A 21,732-nucleotide genomic window follows, 5' to 3' on the forward strand; every position below is an offset into this window, starting at 1 on the left:
TCAGGCTCCTGCGGCGCGCGACTCGTAGCCCGCGTCGCCAAGGGCTCGGATCATCTGATCGAGCGTGGCCCGTGAGGCGTCGTGCTCGACCCGCACCTTGCCGTCCCTGATCTTCACTTCGATCTTGTCGACGCCATCGACTTCGCGGAGCGCCGCTTCGACGTGGCGGATGCAAGACGAGCAAGTCATGCCGTCGACGTCGAGAATCGTTTCCTTCTTGTTCGTCATCGTCGTCTCTCCTCGTGGGCGAGTTACTCTCGCCTCACATTCGAAAGACGCCGATGGGCCTCGGCGATTACACCTTTTTCAGTGACGGCCGCTTCAGTGACCGCCGCAGCCGCGCTTCTTCTCGCCGGCGGACTCCTTCGTTCCGCACGTGCAGTTGAGGCAACCGTGGTCGGCGCACGTTCCACACGAGACGGCAACCTGACGACGAAGCGCTTCCCTGGCGCGGAAGACGCGGACGGCGGCGTTGCTCTTCGAGATGCCCATCTCCTCGGCGAAGCTGATCACGGAGACCCCGTCGACCTCGATGCGGCGGAGCGCATCGGCATACTCGGGCTTCAACGTGTCGGCGAGGCGCGCGACGCAGCGGCAGACCTCGCCACGGATCGTCTCCGGCGGCTCTTCGGAGGTCTCGATCTCCTGGGCAAACTGCGCGAGGGCTTTGTCGGCCGACTTGCTCCGGCGCCAGTAGTCGACCGTGGCGTTGCGCAGCGTTCGATAGAACCAAGGGACGACAGCCTCACCGTCGCGCAGTGTCTCCAGCTTCTCCATGCCGCGAGCGAACGCATCCTGGAGGATGTCCTCGGCCAAATCACGACGGCCGAGCCGACGCTCGAGGAAGCGGAGGAACTCGCGATGATTCTCGACGAGTACCTGCTTCACATCGGCGTCGGTCGGCCGAACGGCTTCGAGATAGTCCTGGGGTTCTGTCATGCCCCCTTCACTTAGCGAATCTGCGCAACCGAAGCGAGTTCGCAAGGACCGAGACACTCGAGAGCGACATCGCCGCACTCGCGAGCACCGGGGAGAGCTGCCATCCCGTCCAGGGATAGAGCAGGCCCGCGGCGAGCGGGATACCGATGACGTTGTAGATGAAGGCCCAGAAGAGGTTTTGGCGAATCGTGCGCAGCGTCGCACGACCGAGGCGGAGAGCCGTCGCGAGGCCGCCGATGCCTCCCCGCAGGAGCGCGATGTCCGCCGCTGCAACGGCTACGTCGGCGCCCGTTCCGATCGCGACTCCGACGTGTGCACCGGCGAGCGCCGGAGCATCGTTCACGCCGTCGCCGACCATCGCGACGATACGCCCCGAGGCACGTTGCTCGAAGACGACCCGAGCTTTGTCCTCGGGCTTCACCTCAGCCACGACCTCGGTGATCCCGAGCTCCGAGGCGATCGCGCGTGCAGTGCCGGCGCGGTCGCCGGTGACCATCGCGACCTCGATTCCCATCTCCCGCATCGCCGCGAGCGCGCCTTTCGCCTCGGCGGACGGCGGGTCGGCGACTGCCACGAGCCCTGCAAGGACGCCGTCGATCGCCACGAAGAACGGCGTACGCCCACGTCCCGCGAGCTCTTCGGCCTGCGCCTCGAGGCTCGCCGGATCCGTCCCGCCCTCACGCAGATAGTCTGCGATTCCGATGCGGACGAGCTTTCCGTCGATCCGAGCCTCGATGCCGTGGCCGGCGACGCTACGGAAGTCGTCGGCAGTCGACAGCGTGAGCTTGCGGTCGCGGGCAGCATCGACGACCGCGCGCGCAACGGGATGCTCGCTCGCATTTTCGGCGCTGGCGACGACGGCGAGCAGGTCCGCCTCGCCCTTGCCCGTGAGGTCGACGATGTCGGTCAGCGTCGGCTTGCCGATCGTGAGCGTACCGGTCTTGTCGAGCAGGACGCGGTTGACGCGGCTCGCGGCCTCGAGCGCGGCGCCGCCCTTCACGAGGACACCGAGCTCCGCTCCACGACCGGTGCCGACGGCGACGGCCGCGGGGGTCGCGAGACCGAGCGCACAAGGGCAAGCAATCACGAGCACCGCGACGAAGCGCTCGACCGCGGTGGCGATGCCGTCGCCGGTCGGGTCCAGCAGCATCCATGTTACGAGCGTCACGAGGGCGAGTCCGAGCACGATCGGCACGAAGATCCCGCTCACCGTGTCGGCGAGCCGTGCAATCGGCGCCTTCGAGCCTTGAGCCTGCTCGACGGCCTCGACGATGCGCGCCAGTGCACTGCCCTTGCCCGTGGTGGTGACGCGGAAGGTGAGCGAGCCGCTCTGATTGAGCGTGCCGCCATACACCTTGGCCCCCGCCGCCTTGTCGACCGGCAGGCTCTCGCCGGTGAGCATCGACTCGTCGACGGCCGAAGCGCCGCGAACGACTTCGCCGTCGGCGGGAATGCGTTCACCCGGCCGCACGACGACGAGATCCCCCGGGACCAAGGTCGCGATGGCAACGTTTTCCTCGAGCGTGCCGCGCAAGCGTCGCGCGGTTTTCGGCTGGAGCGCGACGAGGCCACGCACGGCGTCCGCGAGCCGCTTTCGGGCGCGGGTCTCCAGCGTCTTTCCGAGCAGCACGAACGTGAGGACGGCGGCGGCGGCCTCGAAATACAGGTGCGGGACGAGCCCGTGCGACGCGTGCGGGAACAGGCCCGGCGCGACGAGCGCGACCGTCGAATAGATCCACGCCGCGGCGGTTCCGATCGCGATGAGCGTGTTCATGTCGGCGGCCTTGTGCTTCGCCGCCGCCCACGCGAGGCGGAAGAAGCGTCGCCCCGGCCCGAGGACGACCGGCGTTGCGAGCGCGAACTGGAGCCAGCGACCGAACGTCGTCTCGGTCCAGGCCATGAGTCCGTGGGACATGGCAACGACGAGCAGGGGCACCGTCAGCGCCGTGGCGAAGACGAAACCTCGACGAAGCTCGAGGTGCTCCCGATCCTCGGCCTGCTCGATCGCTGCTGCGCGATCGTCACTTGCGCCCTCGCTCCCGCTCTCGCGGACAGCCTGGTAGCCAGCCTTCTCGATCGCCGCGGCGAGCGCGTCGACCGAGGCCGTTGCCGCATCGAACTTGATGGTCGCGCGATGCGTCACCAGGTTCACGTTCGCGTCGCGCACTCCGTCGACCGCGCGCAGCGCCTTGTCCACCCGCTTCACGCAAGCCGCACAGGTCATTCCGATGACGCCGAGCTCGACCGTCTTCTCGACCTCGGGCACCTCGTAGCCCGCATCGCGGACGGCGTCGGCGAGTACCTTGCGCGAGGAACGCGCCGGGTCGTAAGTCACCGTCGCGCGGCCGAGCGCGTAGTTCACGTCGGCCTTGCTCACACCGTCCGTCGCCACGAGCGCCTTTTCGACGCGCCGCACGCAACTCGCGCAGGTCATTCCTTCAATCGAAAGCTCGAGCTTCTCGTCGGTAGTCTTGGTCGCGGTCGCCACCATCGTCGTGTTCTCCGATGGTGCAGACGCCGAGGGGGCGTTTCGATTACAGCGGTTCCCCCGAGGGCGCCGGGACCGCACGAATTTCGCGGCTCTGCGGCTTCTGCTCGAGCTTCATGTTGCACTTCGGGCAGAGCCCCGGCGCGTCCGAGGTCACCTCGGGATGCATCGGGCAGACATAGACGGTCTTCGGGGCCTGGCGGGCGGGCGCGGCCGCCTGCTTCACGACAGGCTGTTCACGCGCTGGCCCCGGCGAGGACACGGATGAGGACGAGGCCGACGCCTGCGGAGCGGTCGGCTCGATTACGCTCGAGCTTGCCGCCACCGGCACGACGATTTCGGCGCTCGCCACGGGAGGCGAGGACGGTCGCGGCGCATCGGCCGACGCGCGATCGCAGGCACCGAGAATGACGAGAATCGAGGCAAGGGCGCTCTTCATTGGGATGGAACCTCCTGGGCCGGTCCGACCGGCCTCGACGAAGGACGCACCACCCCGCCGTCGATTACACCTCAGCTACGCATCGCCAGAAGGTTCGCGTCCCGTGCGAGACGCCATTGTCCGTCGGCTTCCTTCTGCAAGAGCGTGAGCGTGTAACCGGCTCGACGAACGGCCTTACCGTTCGGAGGCGTCACGGTGATGTCGATATGATTACGAATGAAGGCCCAATCGCCGAGAATTCGCAATTCGACGATCTCGTTCTTCCCCTCCATTTTCATACCGTCCATCCCGCGAGACGCTGCGGCAAACTTCTCCTTCCCGAACGGTTCTTGACCGGGAACCATGAAGATCACGTCGTCCGTCATCAATCCGAGAACGGTGTCGACGTCGCCGCTCTGGCTTGCCGCCGTCCACGTCTCCACGACCTTGCGGATGGCTTTCTCATCGTCGGTCATTCGAAGCTCCTTCCTCGTCGGCGCGCAGCATAACCTGGCATCGAAGCTCGTGTGCCGACTCGTCGTTGACGATTGTCGGCAGTCCGCGAGCCAAGACTTACGAACCTCAGACAGCCACCGGCGACCGAGCGGTGATGCCGGACGAGCCCGCGTCACTGCGGCTCGGGCTCGCTACCAGGAAGCGAGCGTCGGCGAGGGCCTATCCATCATCGTGCCGTCGCCGAGCTGGCCGGACATGTTCGTTCCCCAGCAGTAGACGGAGTCGTTCGCGACGCGTGCGCAGGTGCCAGCGTCGCCCGCCGCAAGCTCCTTGACGCCGGAGAGGCCGGGGACGGCGTTGGGCGAGACCTTGTCCGCCGTCGTTCCGTCGCCGAGCTGACCAGCCCAGTTCCATCCCCAACAGCGGACAGTGCCATTCGCGAGAAGCGCGCAGGTGTGCCCCCGCCCGCGGTAATCCCGGTGACGTCGGAGAGGCCGGGGATGGTCGTCGGCGAGAGCCGATTCATCGTCGTTCCGTCACCGAGCTGGCCATTGCCGTTGAGTCCCCAGCAGCGGACGGTGCCGTTGGTGAGCAGCGCGCAGGTATGCACGCCGCCCGTGGCGAGCGCTTTGACGTCGGAGAGGCCAGGGACAGTGGTGGGCGGGAGCGGACTCGTCGTCGTACCGGAGCCAGCCTGGCCGAGATTGTTGAAGCCCCAGCAGCGCACGGTGCCATTGCTGAGCAGAGCGCAGGTGTGGCTCCTGCCTGCGGAGAGCGCAGTGACGTCGGAGACGCCAGGGACGGCGGTGGGCGTGCTTCTATCCGTCGTCGTTCCGTCGCCGACCTCGCCGCCGCCGTTCGTTCCCCAGCAGCGCACGGTGCCATTCGTGAGTCGCACGCAGGTGTGCCAGCCGCCCGCGGTGAGCGTGGTGACGTCGGAGAGAGCAGGGACGGTGGTTGGCGAGAGCCGATCCGTCGTCGTACCGTCACCGAGCTGGCCACTGCCGTTGGATCCCCAGCAACGGACAGTGCCGTTGGCGAGGCGCGCGCAGGTATGAAACCCGCCTGAGGCCATTCTGGTCACGCCGGAGAGGTCGAGGACGGCGGTGGGCGACGCCCTATCCGTCGTCGTTCCGTCGCCGAGCTCGCCGAACATGTTGCTTCCCGCGCAGCGGACCGTGCCGTCGAAGCTGAGCGCGCACGTATGCGACCAGAAGCTGTCACCGGCGCCCGGAGCGATCTGGGGCTCGACGGGCTCGGGGACGCAAGCCGTGGCGTTCGTGGTCGTGCTCGTCAGTCCGGGAGCGCATGGCGCGCACTGCCGGTCCGCGGCGGGAGTGCCGGCTACGCTCACGAAGCTGCCAGGCGCGCAGTCGGTCATCGGCGTGCAGCTCGCCGCGTTGGCTGTCGGGTTGAAGGTCCCACTCGCGCACGCCGTGCATGTCCGGTCACTGGTCGCGCTCGCGCCCGTCCCCGCCTGTCCGGCAAGGCACTCGGTCCACGCGACGCACGCCGTCGCCGGATTGCTGTCGTGATCCCAGGTGCCGCTCGCGCATTCCTCCATCGGCGACGTGCCGCCCGCGCAGTGGGTCCCGGGCTCGCAGGGCGTGCACACGGGCGACGACGACGGCGTCCCAGGCGTTTTCTGCACCGTGCCCGCCGCGCATTCGCCCAGCGCTACGCACTTGGCCTGGTTGGCCGACGAGGAATACATGCCGGCTGCGCACGGCGCGCACACTTGATCGGTGCTCGTGCTGCCGGGCGTGCTCACGTAGCTGCCAGGCGCGCAGGTCGTCCAGCGCGCGCAGCTCGCCGCGTTGGGCGTCGTGCTGAAGGTCCCGCTCACGCACCCCGCGCACGTCCCGTCGGCGGTTTCCGAGGGCGTGCTGGTCACGTAAGTTCCCACCGCGCACGCCGACCAGGGTACGCAGGCGCCGTCGTTCCATCTGCCGTCCGCGCACGCGCCGGCGTCTCCCTGAGCCGCGATGTCGGTCGACGGACTCGAGACATCGTCACTGCAAGCGCCCAGAAGGATGAGCGCGATGACAGAGACTGCGCCAAAGGCAGACCGTTGGGTCGTTGAAAGCATGTCTCGACTCCGAATTCTCATGACTCGACTCCCCTCTTCGCTCGCATGCCAGCGACGCGGCCTGCTTCAGCGCAAGGTTGAACGTTTGCGTGGAGAGAGAACGCCGGCGCTCAGCGCACCGGGACTTCGACCTTGGTGAGCGGTCGGCTACCTGCCCCACCGGCGTATCCGTAGCTCGCGCAGTAGCCCATTCCCCAGACGGTGACGGAGAACGGACCGTCGCTCTTCGCTTCGTGGCGTCCCGCGCGGCACGTGCCGCTCGCGGGCGCGAAGCTCGTCGTGAGGTCTACCCAGGCGTACTCGTACTCGCCGGCGGTGCCGAGCGGCTGGAACCCGCCGACCTCGCCGACGCAGTCGAGCTCCACGGGCTCGAAGCCTTGCGCCGACTTGCGCCGCACGATCGTGAGCCTCGTCTCCGGGAACGAATAGTCCGCGAAGAAGACGTAGCGATCGAGGAACTGATCGGACGGCACGACGTTGACGAAGTCTGGATCGCCGTCGTTCATGTTCGTCGTGGTGGCGTTGAAGAGGGCCCCCGTCATCAAGACCGACGCATAGAACGGGTGATCGGAGTCCTGGCTCTTCACGACGAAGAGGTCGTCGGTCAAGAACGAGGCGACCTCGCCTGCACGAAGCGTCTTCGGTGCATTGCGTGGCGGCGCGGGATCGTAGGTGAGCACGGTGCCATCGACGGCGCCGACGAGCCGATATGGCACGATCTCCCTTCGCACGACCCCACCCTTCGACCGCCCACGGTAGGGGACGGGCGCGTACTCGGATCCCCATTGAGTGAGCGGCGGGATCTGCTGATGGAGGATGTCACACGCTCCGACACCGTCCTGAGGGACGACGGTGCACCGCGATCCCCCGAAGACCCCGACCGGCTTGCTCGACTCGATCGGGCTCCCGGTCAGCTCGTCGGCCTGGGTGATCTGCAGGACCTCGCCGCGCGCGAGCTTCCACGACAAGGTCTGTCCGGCCGAGCCGCCTTTGACGTCCAGACCGTCGTAGACGTCCACCTTCGGTCGGATGCGCACCTCCGTCTCGCTTTCCGACGCGACGATCTGGAGCATCGGCTCACCGATCAGGCGGCCATCACCGTTGCGCATGCTCGGCCAAGCATTGACCGCGACGTAGTTCGTGGTCCACGACGAGGTCGGCAAGAGAAGCGTCGCCGTCGGGTAAAACGTCTTCGCCCCCCCGTACGGGTAGATCGAGTACGCGCTGACGGGCGCGTCGGTCTTGATCGAAAACGCCTTGGTGACGGCCGTGCCGTGGGTAATGGGATCGCCCTGGTGCGCGCCGAGGATCCCCGGCGGACAGGTGTTGTGGAGCTGCGAGAAACCGACGGGCGGAAGCTGCGGGCGGATCTCCGAGAGAAAGACGAGGCCGACTTGCCCCGGAGGAAGCGGTCCTTCGAGCTTCGTGTAGATCGCATCGGTCCCGACCATCTCCGCAGTGAACACCGACGCTCCGAGGTCGAGCGGGGTCGTGCCGTAGTCAGCCGTGATCGTCACCGGCCGATCCCAGGTGTTGGCGATCATCGCCGCGAAGCAGGAGCCGGCGTAGGGCATGGGCGCGTCGGGGGGAAGCGTCCAGAACGAACATCCCACAGACCCCTTCGCAACCTCGGCGGCGGTGCAGGCATCGACACACGATCCATTCGCGCACCCCTTGTCAGGCCCACACTCCGCGACGACGTTCTCGGTGCAGCCGTCGACCACCTTCTTGAGGTCGCGCGAGCAACGCAGTCCGGCGCACGACGGCGCCTCGGGAAGGTCTGCGTCGACCGACACGAGGTCGCCGGGGGAGTTGTCGACGAACGCGCGATCGCTCCCGCCACAGGAAGCGGATGCGGAAGCAACGAGGATGGGGCCGAGGGAGGCGAATGCGATGGCGATGACCGAGCTCGAACGAATCATGGGGTCTTCCTCGCCTCAATCGAAGTGGACGGTGACCGGCGTTGGGTGTCGCTGTTCGTCGAGCGTTCCCTGACCGAGCTGGCCCTTCTCGTTGCCTCCCCAGCACTGCACCGTTCCCCCTGTACGAGCGCGCAGACCGTGGTGGAGCCGACCGCGACCTGCACGGCGTATCCGGTGAAGGCATTGGCCTGCGTGAGGATCGCGGCGGACGATGAAGGCGACGATCCGGCGTCGGACGCTGCCCTCCCGAGCTGCCCGCGCTTGTCGTTGCCGCAGCACTCGACCGTGCCGTCGGTCAGCCTGACGCACGTGTTGTTCACGCCGAGGCTGACCTGCTGCGCGGACACCTCGCTCCTCGTCGAGATCGCAATCGGGCTCGTCGCCGCCGAGGGGCTGCCCGTGCAGGCGAGGAGTCCATTCTTTCCCCAGCAGTAGAGGTATCCGTCCGCGACGGCGCAGATGTTGGTCTCCGTCGCCGCGACGCTGCCGACATTCTCGAGGCCGTCGACGACCGTCGGCACCGGGCCGGGATAAGCGACCATCTGGTTCGAGGTCCCCCACGTGCGGAGCCGGCGATCGCTCGTGATCGCAAACGCCACACTGTCGGAGCTCGAGGTCGAGACACCTCCCGCAGACGCGACCGACTCACCGGCGAGATACGTGACCGGTCCGGGACCGAGCCACGCATCGCCCCAGAAATCGAGCTCGCGCGGCCGGCCGAGCGCGTTGGTCCTGTTGTTGCCCCAGGACCAGAGCTCGCCGGAGGTCTTCACGGCGAACGTCACGCCGGACCTGCCTACGTCGACGCGCACGAAGCCGTCGAGCGCGCCGCCATCGCGGGCGACGGTCGTGGGATCATGAGAATCGTAATCCGGGCCCGGTGGCTCGAGTCCGAGCTCGTTGCCGAAGCTCGTCCCCCAGCATTTCACCGTGCCGGCGGTCAGGCGAGCGCACGTCGTGTAGCCGCCCGCGCTGATCTGTTCGACATCCCACAGCCCCATCGAGATGGGGCGTGCCAGGCTCGAGCCTCCATCGAGAGTGCCGAGGGCAATGTCCCCACCCCAGCAGCGAACCGTCTTGTCCTCGAGCAGCGCGCAGAAATGCTCCAAGCCTGCGACGAGCTGGGTGACGCAAGGCTTCGCCGTGCACGCGATCGGCTCATCCGCGGCGTCGAACGGAACGCGTGCATCGGTCACTCCACCGTCGCCAGGCGCAGCTCCGCTCTCGATCGACGTCGCGGGGGCATCACTTCCTCCGTCCGCCAGCGCGACGAAGTACGGTCTCTCTTCGTCGCTGCTGCAGGCGAAAACTCCCACGGCGGCGGCGATCGGCGTTGCCGCGAGGATAAGCAATCGAGCTCTCTGCTTCATGAGGTCCATCGATTCAGGGGTGGCCGAGAGCGACCTTGTGAAGAGCGATCCGATCGCCCACGATCCAGAGATCGGTGCTCGACGTTCCCCACATGCCGTAGAACGAGGCCCTCACGGGGATCTTCGTGATCGTCGTCTTGACCAGGGAGAAGCTCGTCCCGTCCCAGTGCCGGAGTTGACCGAAGTCGCCGCCGAGATAGACGTCGTTCGGAGTCGTTCCCCAGACAGCGCGGTTGAACCAGACGCCCGAATTACCCTGGCATGGATAGGCGGTCCCGTTGCAGGTCCCGAACGATCCCTCGAACCAGGTGTAATCGCTGGAGCCATCCGTCTTCGGCGTGCCCATGAAGACCGCGTCGGAGTTACCGAGCCTCCCCATCAGCCAGGGTCTTCCGCCCGCGATCACTCCGCCACCGGAGAACTCGCCATCGCCGGGCGAAGGCATCACGACCTCGCTCCATGCAAGCCCGCCGTCACCGTTCGGGCGACCGCGAAGCGTGAGCATGCGAGGCCAGTCCGCCGAGGGCTGGAGGCGCTCGGCCCCGCCGATCCAGACGTCGTTCGCGCTCGTGCCCCAGACCTTGCGGTACGACGCCGGGCGCGACGACGAGATGGGATCGATCTCCCAGCCGTCGCCACCATCTGCGCTCGTGCCGCGATAGTGGAGGACCGTGCCGTCGAAGGTGTACGGAGAGCCCCAAAACGCCCCGACCGCCCAGACGTCGTTCGTGCTCGTGCCCCAGATCGACGTGATGAGCTCGCTTCGTACTTTCTTCCACGTGATGGCGTCCGAGGACGGGCCCGTGCCGTGGTAGAGGCCGCCTTCGCCGCCGATCCAGATGTCCGTCGGGCTGCTTCCCCAGACGGCGTAGAGAATGCTGTCTGGCTCGAATTGAACCGCCCACGCGGAGCCGTCCCAGCGAAGGACGGTGCCGGGCGCCACGTTGGTCGACGGCTCTTTCGCGCCGACAGCCCACACGACACCGTCTCCGGCGCTCCAGACGTCTCTCAAGAAGGAATCTGGCGGCAGCACCGTGTGACAGAAGTCGTCGTCCGAGCACGTACGCGGCTGCGCGTCAGGGGCGCTCGCGTCGGGAGCGTCGTCCGACGCGTCGCCGCTGCCCGAGTCGAGACGAGCATCGGGGACGCCACCGTCGGCGCTCACCGCGTCGACCTCACCGTTCGAGCATGCCATCCCGAGGAGAGCGACCGACGACGCGAGGAGCGCCGAGCAGAGGATGTTCCTGAACAGCACCGAGCTCATCGTGGACCGCCGTCCGCCACCGGAACCGCCACGGCCTTCGCGCTACCGAAGTGCAGCGCGACAGCTTCGCCGACGACCCAGACGTCATCGAGACCGCTCCCCCAGACACCGTTCAGACGCAGCTGCGATCCGGCCGGAAGCGTGGTCGTGACCGAACGCCAACTCGCTCCGTCCCAGTGCAAGATCGTTCCTCCGTCGCCTACCGCCCACGCGTCGCTCGGACCGGTCCCCCACACCGCTCGCAGATCTCTCGTCGTGGACGAGGGGACGATCGCCCAGCTCTGCGAGGCGTCGTTGGACCAGTGCCGGATCGTCCCGCGGTCGCCGACGATCCACACGTCGGAGGCGCTGCTGCCCCAGATGCCATGGAGATCGGCGGTCGTCCTTGTCGTCTCCATCGTGCTCCACTGCTCCGCGCCGCCGTCACCCACCGGCCCCTTCGAGCGCCGGACCGCGCCGTTCTCGCCGACGACCCAGACGTCGCTGGCGCTCGTCCCCCAGATTCCATCGACGCGGCCGCACGGCAGAGTCCGGCAGAACGTCGACACGGGCTCCCACGCCTGATCGGCAGAAGCTCCGAAACGGAAACGCCACAGGCTATCGCTCGGAACCGACGGGGCACTGATCCAGGGATCACCACCGACGAAGAGATTGCCTGCACCAGACGCCCACACCTTCGACAAGATCGCGCCCGACCTGTTCGTGGGGTCGACGGGATAAAGGAGAGGCTGGAGCTTGAAGCCCGCAGCCGTCCCGAACCCGCTGCTGTGAAGCACCACGTTCAGCGACGAGACGATCCACACGTCGCTCACGCCGCTTCCGCCTACACTGCGCAGGGTGTCTTTCCAGGGGATCGGCACGCGCGTCCAGGCTGCGCCGTCCCAGTGGATGACCGTGCCTCCAGAGCCTACGGCCCACACGTCTTGGGCCGACGAGCCCCAGACGTCGAGAAGCGTATTGCGACCTTCGACGCCGGTCGGGACCTCGCAGAAATCGGCCTCGGCGCACGAGAGCGCGCGTGGTTCGCAGCCGCCACCATCGCCCGCGTCGAGGCAGTTGGCGCCCGGTGCTGCGTCGCTGGACGCATCGAGCTCCGGCAGCGTGCTAGCCCCCGAATCCAGGGGAGCGGTCGCCCCGTCCGACTCGGCGCAGCTCGCAACCGCGCAGGCCAATACGGCGAGACCGAAGGCGACCGAAGAGGAGAGGAGCGCTTGCGTCCCGTCGATGCGGCGAGGGCTGGCTTGGGTCCCTGCTCCTTCGGGTGCACGTGTCTTCGGCGGTTGGAACGAGGACCTCATTTCGGACCTCCTCCGTCGCATTCCGTCATCGCGCACTGCCCCTCGATGCAAGGCTGACCCGCCTGCGTATCGCAACGATTGCCGCAGGCTCCGCAGTGCGCATCCGTGCTGGCGAGGTCGGTCTCGCAGCCGTTGCTCGGATCCAGGTCGCAGTCCCCCCAACCAGGCGCGCAATCGAGCTCGCAGACGCCTTTTCTACACGCGGCGATCTGATTGGCCTTCGGGGCTTTGCATCCCTTGTAACAAGTCCCGCAGTTCTCGACGTCGTTCAGGAGATCGACGCAGCGAAGCTTCAAATCCTGGAAGCTGCCACACATCGTCTCGTTCGCTTTGGTGCACCCGCACTCCGGAACATGGTCGCCGTTCGCGTCCCAGCAGAGCTGCCCGGGTCCGCACTTGTTTCCGCAGAAGCCGCAATGATTCGGGTCGATCTTGCTCTGCCACTCGCCGATATAGGCCTCGCAGCCGTTGGCGAGGTTGGCGTCGCAATCGGCCCAGCGGTCGCCAAAAGAGCTGATGCACTTGAGCTGACCGCATTGCTTGTCGCGACAGCCGTAATACATGTTGTTCGGGGGCGCGCCGGCATCGTCGGGCGTCTGGCAGGCGTTGCCACACGCTCCGCAGTTGTCGTCGTTGTCCTGGACGTCGATGCATTTGCCCTGGCAATCGACCATGCCGAAATCGCAGCCGCACTTGCCATCGATGCAGCGCACACCGGGCGCGCACTGAACTCCGCAGCCTCCGCAGTTGTCCGTGTCCGTCGAGATCAAGACCTCGCAGCCGTCCTCGAGGGACTTGTTGCAGTCGGCGAAGTTGAGGACGCTGAACCCATCCAGCTTGGTGGCGCACGAAGGCTCGCAGGCGCCGTCCACGCAGCGCGACGTCAAGTTCAGGTAGCCGAAGTCGCTCGGGCACTCCTCTCCGCACGAGCCGCAGTTCATCGGATCGTTCGAGAGATTCGTGCTGCACCGGCTGCCGGCGCCGCAGGTCGCGTATGGATAGGTGCACGTCGTCGCGATGCACATCGCGACGTTCGCGACCGGAGCGCCTCCCTCACCGCCGTCGTCGGGGTCACGAAAGGCCGGAACGTTGCCGCCGTCGATGACGCCGTCGCCGAGGTTCACGAACGAGCGTTGATCGCCGCAAGCGAAAGCCGCCATGCCGGCCGTAGCAGCGATCGCGCCGAGCATCCCGCGCGTCCGCCATCCGTTCGTCCATCGCGCACTCATGGCTGCACCTGACTCAGGGTGGCGCGGATCCGTCGCTCGTAGGCCGAATGCGGACGCGACGCGAGGAAGCGCTCTCCCTTCGCGCGCGCCTCGTCGCGCCGGCCGAGCGCTGCGAGCGCTTGAACCTCGAGCGCTTCGGCCTCTTCGGCGTAGCGCGGACTCGAGAAGCCCTTGCGCCACTGATCGATCCTCGCGAGCGCGTCACGCGCGCGGCCTTGGTCGAGGGCGGCGCGCGCCGCGTCGATCTCGCCGAGCTCGTCGCGCACCGCTGCTGGCGACGTCGCCGCCGGCGAGACACGCGACGGCGAGGTGACCACGGGGGCGGACGGAAGATCGTCGACCCTCACCCCTTGCTCGGGGGCGGGGAGCGCCGCGGGCGACGGCTCTTGCTCTCCAGGCGCCCGCGACGACGGCGACATCACAGGTTCGGTAGGGATCGCTACGTTGGTCGTCGAGGAGAGTGCGCCTGCAACGCTTCCCGTCAGGCCAACCACGATGGCGAGCACGGGCCACGTGCGCCGGTGCGAGAAGATCCGCGACACCGAAGAAGTCGCCATCGGAAGACCAGCGGTCTGTGCTGCCTCGATGATCCTCTTCTGTTTGTCCTCGGCCGCCGGGGGCGCGGCGGTCGCCGCGAAGCGCAGGAGTCGTTCGGCGTCGGTGGAGACTTCGCCGTCGAGCAACCGTTTCATCTCGCTCATCGTTCACCTCGGCCGAGGACCGAAGCCCGCGACAGGAAGATTTCTCGCGCGCGCCGGAGACGCGACGCGACGGTCCCCATGGGGGCGCCCGTGATCGTTGCGATCTGGCTCGTCGTGAACTGCTCGAGCTCGAAGAGGACGAACGCAGTGCGCAAATCGTCGGGCATGTCATCCAGAATGGCTTGGAGCTGCGCGCGAGCCTGCGCGGCCTCGGCGCACTCTTCGGGAGTCTCCCACTCCGCGCGGACGGCGCGGATGCACTCGTCTTCTTGGAGCCTCCGGCGTCGCCGCGCGCTCCTTCGAAGTTGGCCCACGACGTAGACACACGTCCGGAACAAGTACGCGCGCTCGTCCCGGATCTCCTCGAGCTTGCGCGCGGCCTGGAGAAACACGTCTTGCACGACGTCGTCGACGTCCGCCGGAGGTGTCCCGAGCCAGCGCGCGCTTCGCCATACGAGCTTGTGATGCTCGCGGACGAGCCGAGCGAACCGCGCCTTGTGCTCCTCGTCCGACATGCTCTCGATCGCGGGCGTGGCTAAGCCGTCGGCCACTTGGGGCCTGCCGAGGGCGTCACGAGCGAAGTACTGGCCAATCGACATCCGGCGCGAAGAAGCCGGACGGCCCGAAACTGATCACTGTTCGATCCATTTTCGTCACGACCGACGACTCGTTCGGCGGCGTGGGTCCTCGGAAGGCTAACGAAAGCGCGCCGTAACGCCGAGGCCTGCGCCTCCGCCGAAAAGGACGGGCGGTGCGCGGTAGACGAGGCGTGGAGGTCCGCTCAGCGTGAAGCTCGTCCGTTCGTTCGGGACGAAGGCGCCGACCTCCGCGCCGATGGAGAGCCACGGCACAATCATCCACGACGCCCGGAGGAGCGCGGCAGCGGCAATCCACTGCGTGGTGCCCTGCGACGATCCCTCGAGGGCAGGCGTGTTTCCGACGAGGCTGCCGATGTCGATGCCTCCGCAGGCAGCCGCCACGATCGAGGACTGCTCGACACGCGCGCAGGCTTCGATACGCGTCGTCTTCAACTGAAACTTCGCCTGCCCGGCGTCTTCGGGAAACGTCGAGAAGTTCGAAAACCCCAGGAGACACGGAGGGCCGGGGCGATGGGAAAGGTGCCACGCCGGTGCGCAAGCTCAGCATGGACGCGACCGCCCCACGCTGCCTGGGGTGCGTGCAGGTACGTGAGCTCGTAGCCCGCGCTCCAAATCCAGAGCGGCGAAGGCGGCGCGGCGCGAGGCGAAGGCGGCGGCGGAGATGCGTGCGGACGCTCCGGCCGGACTGGCAACGGAACGACAGGCGGGGGCGCTTCGTCGGGCTTCGGCGTCTCGATCGGCGCGCCGCTCGTCGGGTTCGGCGGGACCGGTTCAGAGGCCGGCTCGAGCGCGAGCGCGATGAAGACGGCGACCGATCGTACGGCTTCGCGGCACGAGGTGGCGCGGATCTCACGAACGCTCGGCGCCTCATTGGGTTGGGCGATCGCGAGCCTTCCCCCGTAGCCGCCGCCTGCGAGGCGCGTGATCTCGACATCGAACGTTCGCGCGTCCGAGCGCCCGAGCCAGCTCGTCTTGACTCGAGCGCGGAGCTCCTCTTCGAGAGCGGCGCGTGATGGGCATTCGCCTGGCGCCTCGTACGTCATGGTGATGTCGAGCGGCTCGGTCGCGCCAGCGTCGACGGCGAGCAGCAGGAGCGCCGCAACGATCGCGCAAGCCGCACGTCGCGACGACGGAAATGCCATCGGCTGTCGACACTACCTCAGCGGGACCGCGAAGCGCGAGGTCGGTGGTGGTCCTTGCCGACCTCGAGCGTTCACGGGAGAGCTGAGCCCAGGTGCCCACGTGCCCACGTGCCCACGTGACGGGGCAAGCAATGCTCGACCAGACGACCTCACCTCCTCGCGACATCGAGTCGAGCGCGCCGCAACGAGCGAAACGAGGCTACTCTTCGAGATCATGCCGACCGCCTTGATTCCGCTTGGCCGCTACCCGCGCGTCCGGACATCGAGCGTCGAAGAAGCGACGCAGGTCTTCGGCGCACGCTACAGCTCGGTGAACGTGGAGCCGACCAAGGGAACGGCATTCGAATGGCGCGCAAACGGCCTCTCGGTCGGAGCGATCGACATCGGTGCACACGCCTACGGAGCGGGACACACCGCGACCAGCGAGGTCGGCGACGTCTTTTCGATCTCGTTTGCGCGTGGTGCCGCGGGCGCAAATGCGACGATCGAGAAAGAGCGGGTGAGGCTCGAGAGGGACACGACGACGATCACGTCTCCGGGCGTCCGGGCGTCGTTTTGCTTCCAGACCGGCTTCGAGTCGCTCCTTCTCGCGATTCGCCAACCCGAGATGGCGGCCGCACTCGGTGCTCTCCTGGGTACGAAAGCTCGCGGACCGCTGCGCTTCACCCCGGCAGTCTCGCTCACGTCCGGCGTGGGAGCCTCCCTCCACCGCCTCGTTCGATTCATCGTGGACGAGGCTGACCGAGCCGACGCTGACTACGACCCGCTCGCGTCGCCGCTCGTCGCCGCGCACCTCGCCGACGCCGTCATCTACAAGATGCTTCTCGAGCTTCCGCACAACTACAGCGCTCAGCTGACGGAGGCCGGCAACGCCGAACCTTTGCACGTGCGCCGCGCCGCCGAATACCTTGCCGCGAACGCGGCTCGCGGCGTCCGCATGGCGGAGCTCACGGAGCTCACGGGCGTGAACCTGCGAACTCTCCAGCTCGCATTTCAGAAATACCGCGGATGCTCGCCGATGGCGTTTCTGAGAGAGCGTCGTCTCCAGATGGCGCGGGAGAAACTCCTGCAGAGCCCTCTCGCCTCCGTGACGGATATCGCACTCGACTGTGGCTTCGCCCATCTCGGACGATTCAGCGCACACTATCGGGCGTGCTTCGGCGAGAGCCCCTCGGACACACGCCGCAGGCGAAGTCGGTAGTGACGCTCGATCGCTTTGTGGACAGGGTCTTTTCGCAAGCTGGATAGCCGTGAAAGACGGCGCTGACTAGCGTCACGCCTTGGGCCGGGCATTCGACGCGATCGACGGCTCGCGCGCCGCCGAGGGCATTTCATCATGGTCGCGCGCTCTGTTTTGCTCGCCGTCTCGTTCGTTTCGCAACGGGCGATGGTGCTTGTCACGGCGAGGCGCCGAGACGGCAGCGCGCGTCGCGATGGCGGCGAGACTGGCGAGCGGACAGCCAATGAATCGCCTCGGGATGTCGCGCGAGCACGGACGTTCCGTCGAGGGCCTTGTTCTCGAGCAACGCGGTGGCGCCGCCGGCGAGCGCCGCGAAAGGATTCGAATGCATCTACTTCGCTATTCCGTCATGGTCGCCACGGTCGGGTGCCTTACCGCAGGGCCCCAGCTCATCGCTTGCAGTAGCGACGATCCTCCCCAAGCCCCCGCCAGCAGCGCCCCCAACGTCGATGCTGGCCCCGTCACCGGTCCAGAGCTCACGGTGTCCACGACGCGCGCCAAGCTCTATCTCGGACAGACCGCGAAGGTCGACGGGGCCAGCGTGGCCCCGAACATCACCGCGAACATCGCGTGGACGGTTCTCGACGCGCCCTTCGAGAGCGCCGTCAAGACCGAAACCTTGCGAGACGCAGCCTCATCGACTCCCAGCTTCGAGCCTGACGTGCTCGGCACGTACAGTCTCCAGGTGAGCGGCGAGAACGAGGGCGTTTCCTCGTCGGTGATCGTCCTCATCGAAGCCATCGACGCGCCCGTCTTCTGGCGAGAAGCGCTTGTCAGCGTCGATGACTTCGAAGGCGACGCGGGTACCCTATCGACCTCATTGGCCACCCACGTGGGCGGCGTCCACGGAACGCGTGATCGCGTCGTCGACTGCGTCGTCTCGATGGATACAGAGGACGATGCGCAATCCCAGATGACGTACGAATTCGCCATGCGTCTCGCCTCGGCGGGCGATACCTGGGAAGCCCCTCCGGGGATGCCTTCGCGCGTCGTGTTCCCCACGCTCTCCGTCGACAAGGCGACCAAGGTGGCATCGACCGCCCTGGCCGTGGCCACGTCGCAATCGTCGTGCGGCGCGGCGGAGGCGAAGACCCTCGTGACGGTCGAGATGCCCGTGCCCAGCAACGAGGGAGTCATTCCCTTGCCGAACGTCGTCTACGCGGCGCGCTTCTCCCCCGACGGCAATCGCATCGCGTACGTGCACGATACGAACAGCAAGACACGCCTCGCGACCATTGGATTCGACGGTTCATCGAATCGCGACCTCTCTCCGTTCCACGCCGTACCGAACGGCGGTGCGCTCGACCCGAGTGCAGGCATTCCCCCGCTCGGTGGCGACGCTCCCCGTCTCCCTGTCGCCGTGCGATGGAAAGACGAGACCCACGTGGGGTGGATCACGTTCGTCCGCACGAGTGTCGAAGCGACCGACTTCGTCGGATGGGAGCTTTACGTCGCCGAGGATCGCGACGGGTCGACGCCGGAGCTCGCGATGCACTGCTCCGTCTCGATGCCGGCGAGCTTCGACTTCTTGCCGGACGGTACGATCGTCGTTGCGGCACGGCACCTGGAGCTGGCGGACGCCGGCAGCGTGCCGATGAACCTGCTCGTCTACCGTCCCGATGCGACGAAGCAATGCGAGCTCGTTCGCAAGCTCACGGGCGGGACGACGACCGACGACATCGCACGCGATCTCGCGCTCTCGCCCGACAAAACGCAGCTCGCGTTCTTCTCGGGTTTCGGCTCGGGCGAAGTGGACAACGGGCTCAACAGCCTCGCGCTGTTCACGGTCCCCGTCGACGGCTCGCGTCCGCCGGCTCTAGTGCCGGGCGCGGAGCAAGGCGCTCAGCCTGGCCGCGCCCCACGTTGGGTCGCCGGTGGGACCTCGCTCACCTGGGGTCAAGTGAATTACGCCAGCCAAGGCGCCAGTGGATTTGGCCAGGTGATGTCGATTTCAGCGCGCGGAGGCACGACGACCGCGCTCACGACAGGAGGCCTCCTCCAAGTACCGAACGACCGGGGCGGCACCAGAACCTCGTTACGAACGGTCTCCGGCATCGGACAGGGTTGCAACGTCTCACACGGCACGGCACCGACCGGAATCGTCGCCATCGGCGCCATGCTCGGCGGCGCAGCGCTCGTCACGCGGAGGAAGCGGCGCACGGCGTAAGCCGAGCGCGGCGATTCTCGCAGGCGCGCGCGCGTCGACCTCCGGGACGTTCGCGCCGCGCGGCCACGAAGGTTCTCGGGCCCTTCGTCAGTGAACGGTCGGGGACGCCGCGTCGTTGATCGGTCGCGAGTCCATGCCTCCCGCCAAGCCGTAGCTCGCGTCCTTACCGATGCCCCAGACCGTCACTGGCCGTTGGAGATGAACGTGTTCAGCGTTTCGGGGCGGCGAGATAACGACTCGGCGCCGCGCCGAGGACGCGTCGGAAGGCCGCCGTGAAGGCGCTCGGATTGCCGTAGCCGAGATCGATCGCCACGCGTGTGATGGGCTCGCCTTTGCCGAGGCGGGTCAACGCCGCGAGCAAGCAGGCCTGCTGACGCCACGCGGTGAAGCTCAGACCCGTCTCTGCACGGAAGGCGCGTGTGAAGCTGCGTCGGCTCATGCCCGCGCGCCGCGCCATGTCGTCGATTCTGATCTCCTGCGTTGGACGGTCGAGCAGTTTGCGACAGAGCGCGGCGAGTCGCTTGCTCCGCGGCAACGGCGCGCTGAGCGGCAGTGGCGATGCCCGACGGATCTCGTCGAGCAAAAGCGCCATCACGTGACCATCGCGGCCACCGAGATCGTATTCGGCAGGAAGGTCCACGGCCTCTTGGAGGAGCTCGTGCAGCAGAGGTGACACCGCGATGACCTGACAATCGGGCGGTAGCCCGACCGCGCGCGCGGCCTCCTGGGTGACGTACGCGCTGCGCGTGGAGACGTGGCCGCCCATGTGGACCTCGTGCGAGACGCCAGCAGGGATCCACAGCGCGCGACGCGGAGGCACGACCCAGCTCCCAGCACTGGTGATGGCTGTCAGCACACCCGTCGATGCATACAAGAGCTGGCTGCGCCGGTGCGCATGAGCTGCGATCACGTAGTGAGCCGGGTACTCGTTGCCCGTCGCGATCACGTCGCGAGGCGTGTTCTCGAAAGTGTCACCGCGAGCGTTACGCACTGGTTTGGCCCAAACTCGACAGAGAATGACCCGCTGACGTGCGCGGGCCCAACCTCGTCACCGTAGAGTGGGAACTCCGGCGTCGCAACCCGCGCCGACTTGCTCACTTCGATCCGAGAAAGCCCATGCGAACCCACGTCGATGAGAGGCCGCTCGCGGCGGCGCCCGTCGCTCGCACCGAGCACGGTACCGAATTCAGAATCCTGGGGGCCATCAGCTTTTCGCACCTGCTCAACGACATGATGCAGTCGTTGATTCTGGCCATCTATCCGATCCTCAAGAGCGACTTCGATCTCTCCTTCGCTCAGATCGGCACGATCACGCTGACGTACCAACTCGCCGCTTCGCTGCTGCAACCGGCGGTCGGAATGATCACCGACAAGAAGCCGATGCCGTATTCGTTGCCGATCGGTATGGGCTTCACGCTGGGCGGTTTGGTGCTGCTCGCCTCGGCGCCCAATTTCCCGATCTTGCTGGTTGCCGCAGCGCTGGTGGGCACCGGCTCTTCGGTGTTCCATCCCGAGTCCTCGCGCGTTGCGCGCATGGCCTCGGGAGGTCGCTATGGACTCGCGCAGTCGCTCTTCCAGGTCGGCGGCAATGCCGGTACGTCGCTCGGACCACTCCTCGCCGCGTGGATCATCGTGCCGAAGGGCCGAAGCAGCGTGGCGTGGTTCTCGGCGGCCGCCCTACTCGCCATGGTGGTGCTGCTTCAGGTGAGCCGCTGGTATCAGGAGCACCATGCCGTGCGTGGCAAAGCCAAGGCCCGGCAATCCGAGCTCGTGCCGCTGACGCGAGGAAAGATCGCCGCCACGCTCCTCATCCTCGGCGTGCTGATCTTTTCCAAGTACTTCTACATGGCCAGCATCAATAGCTATTACACGTTCTATCTGATGCACAAATTCGGAGTGGGAGTCGCCACCGCGCAGACTCACCTCTTCGTATTCCTCTTCGCGGTAGCAGCGGGCTCACTGCTGGGCGGCCCCATCGGCGACCGCATCGGGCGCAAGTGGGTCATCTGGGCGTCGATCCTGGGCGTAGCACCGTTCACCCTGCTCTTGCCGCACGTGAACCTGTTCTGGACCGGAGTGTTGATCATACTCATCGGCCTGATCCTGTCCTCGGCGTTCTCGGCAATCCTAGTCTACGCGCAGGAGCTGATCCCTGGGCGCGTAGGCATGATCTCGGGCATGTTCTTCGGATTCGCCTTCGGCATGGGCGGCATCGGCGCGGCGGTGCTGGGGCGCCTCGCCGACGCGCGAGGCATCGAATACGTCTACGGCCTCTGCGCGTATCTCCCGCTCATCGGATTGATTGCGGTGTTTCTCCCGAACCTCGAGAGGCCCCTGCAAGCGCGAACGGCCAAGCGCTAGCGATCTCTGCGGCGAGCTACGCGCCGGCTCGAGGCGCGTTCAATGTTCC

20 protein-coding genes and 3 pseudogenes are annotated in these 21,732 nt (G+C 66.9%); 3 read left to right on the forward strand and 20 right to left on the reverse strand.

Going from position 1 to position 21,732, the window contains the following annotated elements:
• The 18 genes and pseudogenes from AKJ09_RS52760 to AKJ09_RS07435 form a co-directional block, all read right to left on the reverse strand.
• On the reverse strand, nt 1–228 hold the full coding sequence (locus AKJ09_RS52760) for a heavy-metal-associated domain-containing protein (RefSeq protein WP_169927342.1): 228 nt from the start codon (nt 226–228) through the stop codon (nt 1–3).
• A 93-nt stretch (nt 229–321) separates the two neighbouring features.
• On the reverse strand, nt 322–939 hold the full coding sequence (locus tag AKJ09_RS07370) for an RNA polymerase sigma factor (protein WP_146646482.1): 618 nt from the start codon (nt 937–939) through the stop codon (nt 322–324).
• A gap of 7 nt (nt 940–946) precedes the next feature.
• Entirely contained in the window at nt 947–3,430 is a 2,484-nt protein-coding gene (locus tag AKJ09_RS07375) for a heavy metal translocating P-type ATPase (protein WP_146646483.1), read from the reverse strand.
• A 43-nt stretch (nt 3,431–3,473) separates the two neighbouring features.
• Nucleotides 3,474–3,866, reverse strand: coding sequence for a heavy metal-binding domain-containing protein (locus AKJ09_RS07380; RefSeq protein WP_146646484.1), 393 nt, complete (start codon nt 3,864–3,866; stop codon nt 3,474–3,476).
• 71 nt (nt 3,867–3,937) lie between these two features.
• Entirely contained in the window at nt 3,938–4,321 is a 384-nt protein-coding gene (locus AKJ09_RS07385) for a YybH family protein (RefSeq protein WP_146646485.1), read from the reverse strand.
• A 171-nt stretch (nt 4,322–4,492) separates the two neighbouring features.
• Nucleotides 4,493–4,558 (reverse strand): hypothetical protein, encoded by a 66-nt coding sequence (locus tag AKJ09_RS56005; RefSeq protein WP_420814275.1) that lies wholly within the window; start codon nt 4,556–4,558, stop codon nt 4,493–4,495.
• Nucleotides 4,559–4,588: 30 nt separating this feature from the next.
• Nucleotides 4,589–4,741, reverse strand: a pseudogene (locus AKJ09_RS56010) (RCC1 domain-containing protein); the annotation flags it as partial.
• 77 nt (nt 4,742–4,818) lie between these two features.
• Nucleotides 4,819–6,411 (reverse strand): annotated as a pseudogene (locus AKJ09_RS07390) (RCC1 domain-containing protein); the annotation flags it as partial.
• A gap of 89 nt (nt 6,412–6,500) precedes the next feature.
• Nucleotides 6,501–8,312 (reverse strand): IgGFc-binding protein, encoded by a 1,812-nt coding sequence (locus AKJ09_RS07395; protein ID WP_146646487.1) that lies wholly within the window; start codon nt 8,310–8,312, stop codon nt 6,501–6,503.
• Nucleotides 8,313–8,327: 15 nt separating this feature from the next.
• On the reverse strand, nt 8,328–8,621 hold the full coding sequence (locus AKJ09_RS56015) for a hypothetical protein (RefSeq protein WP_420814276.1): 294 nt from the start codon (nt 8,619–8,621) through the stop codon (nt 8,328–8,330).
• A pseudogene (locus tag AKJ09_RS07400) lies at nt 8,576–9,691 on the reverse strand (RCC1 domain-containing protein); the annotation flags it as partial. The pseudogene AKJ09_RS07400 and the gene AKJ09_RS56015, both read right to left, overlap by 46 nt.
• 4 nt (nt 9,692–9,695) lie before the next feature.
• Nucleotides 9,696–10,946 carry a beta propeller repeat protein gene (locus AKJ09_RS07405; protein WP_146646489.1) on the reverse strand — a complete coding sequence of 417 codons (1,251 nt, stop codon included), beginning with the start codon at nt 10,944–10,946 and terminating at the stop codon, nt 9,696–9,698.
• Nucleotides 10,943–12,244: a WD40/YVTN/BNR-like repeat-containing protein gene (locus AKJ09_RS07410; RefSeq protein WP_146646490.1), complete on the reverse strand. Its 1,302-nt coding sequence runs from the start codon at nt 12,242–12,244 to the stop codon at nt 10,943–10,945. Before AKJ09_RS07410 ends, AKJ09_RS07405 begins: the two co-directional genes overlap by 4 nt.
• Nucleotides 12,241–13,473: a hypothetical protein gene (locus AKJ09_RS07415; protein ID WP_146646491.1), complete on the reverse strand. Its 1,233-nt coding sequence runs from the start codon at nt 13,471–13,473 to the stop codon at nt 12,241–12,243. The genes AKJ09_RS07410 and AKJ09_RS07415 overlap by 4 nt, the downstream gene beginning before the upstream one ends.
• A complete protein-coding gene (locus AKJ09_RS07420) occupies nt 13,470–14,174 on the reverse strand; it encodes a tetratricopeptide repeat protein (protein ID WP_146646492.1) in 705 nt (234 codons plus the stop codon). The genes AKJ09_RS07415 and AKJ09_RS07420 overlap by 4 nt, the downstream gene beginning before the upstream one ends.
• On the reverse strand, nt 14,171–14,725 hold the full coding sequence (locus tag AKJ09_RS07425) for an RNA polymerase sigma factor (protein WP_169927345.1): 555 nt from the start codon (nt 14,723–14,725) through the stop codon (nt 14,171–14,173). Before AKJ09_RS07425 ends, AKJ09_RS07420 begins: the two co-directional genes overlap by 4 nt.
• Nucleotides 14,726–14,869: 144 nt before the next feature.
• Nucleotides 14,870–15,205: a hypothetical protein gene (locus tag AKJ09_RS07430; protein WP_146646494.1), complete on the reverse strand. Its 336-nt coding sequence runs from the start codon at nt 15,203–15,205 to the stop codon at nt 14,870–14,872.
• Complete coding sequence (locus tag AKJ09_RS07435; RefSeq protein WP_169927346.1) at nt 15,202–15,915, reverse strand: hypothetical protein; 714 nt, start codon at nt 15,913–15,915, stop codon at nt 15,202–15,204. Before AKJ09_RS07435 ends, AKJ09_RS07430 begins: the two co-directional genes overlap by 4 nt.
• Before the next feature lie 214 nt (nt 15,916–16,129).
• On the opposite strand from AKJ09_RS07435, the gene AKJ09_RS07440 reads away from it, so the two are divergent.
• Nucleotides 16,130–17,116: an AraC family transcriptional regulator gene (locus tag AKJ09_RS07440; protein ID WP_169927347.1), complete on the forward strand. Its 987-nt coding sequence runs from the start codon at nt 16,130–16,132 to the stop codon at nt 17,114–17,116.
• Between the two features lie 196 nt (nt 17,117–17,312).
• On the opposite strand, the gene AKJ09_RS52765 is transcribed toward AKJ09_RS07440, so the two are convergent.
• Complete coding sequence (locus tag AKJ09_RS52765) at nt 17,313–17,486, reverse strand: hypothetical protein (RefSeq protein WP_169927348.1); 174 nt, start codon at nt 17,484–17,486, stop codon at nt 17,313–17,315.
• Between AKJ09_RS52765 and AKJ09_RS07445 the strand changes: the two genes are divergently transcribed.
• The gene (locus AKJ09_RS07445; RefSeq protein WP_146646497.1) at nt 17,481–19,322 is read left to right on the forward strand and encodes a TolB-like translocation protein; all 1,842 of its coding nucleotides are present in this window, start codon (nt 17,481–17,483) and stop codon (nt 19,320–19,322) included. The two genes, AKJ09_RS52765 and AKJ09_RS07445, sit on opposite strands and share 6 nt — an antisense overlap.
• Before the next feature lie 208 nt (nt 19,323–19,530).
• Here AKJ09_RS07445 and AKJ09_RS07450 read toward each other — a convergent pair whose 3' ends face one another.
• Entirely contained in the window at nt 19,531–20,313 is a 783-nt protein-coding gene (locus AKJ09_RS07450; protein WP_146646498.1) for an AraC family transcriptional regulator, read from the reverse strand.
• Nucleotides 20,314–20,438: 125 nt separating this feature from the next.
• Between AKJ09_RS07450 and AKJ09_RS07455 the strand changes: the two genes are divergently transcribed.
• Nucleotides 20,439–21,683 carry an MFS transporter gene (locus AKJ09_RS07455; RefSeq protein ID WP_146646499.1) on the forward strand — a complete coding sequence of 415 codons (1,245 nt, stop codon included), beginning with the start codon at nt 20,439–20,441 and terminating at the stop codon, nt 21,681–21,683.
• Nucleotides 21,684–21,732: the final 49 nt, after the last annotated feature.

The sequence above is a fragment of the Labilithrix luteola genome, from assembly GCF_001263205.1.
Taxonomy (GTDB): domain Bacteria; phylum Myxococcota_A; class Polyangia; order Polyangiales; family Polyangiaceae; genus Labilithrix; species Labilithrix luteola.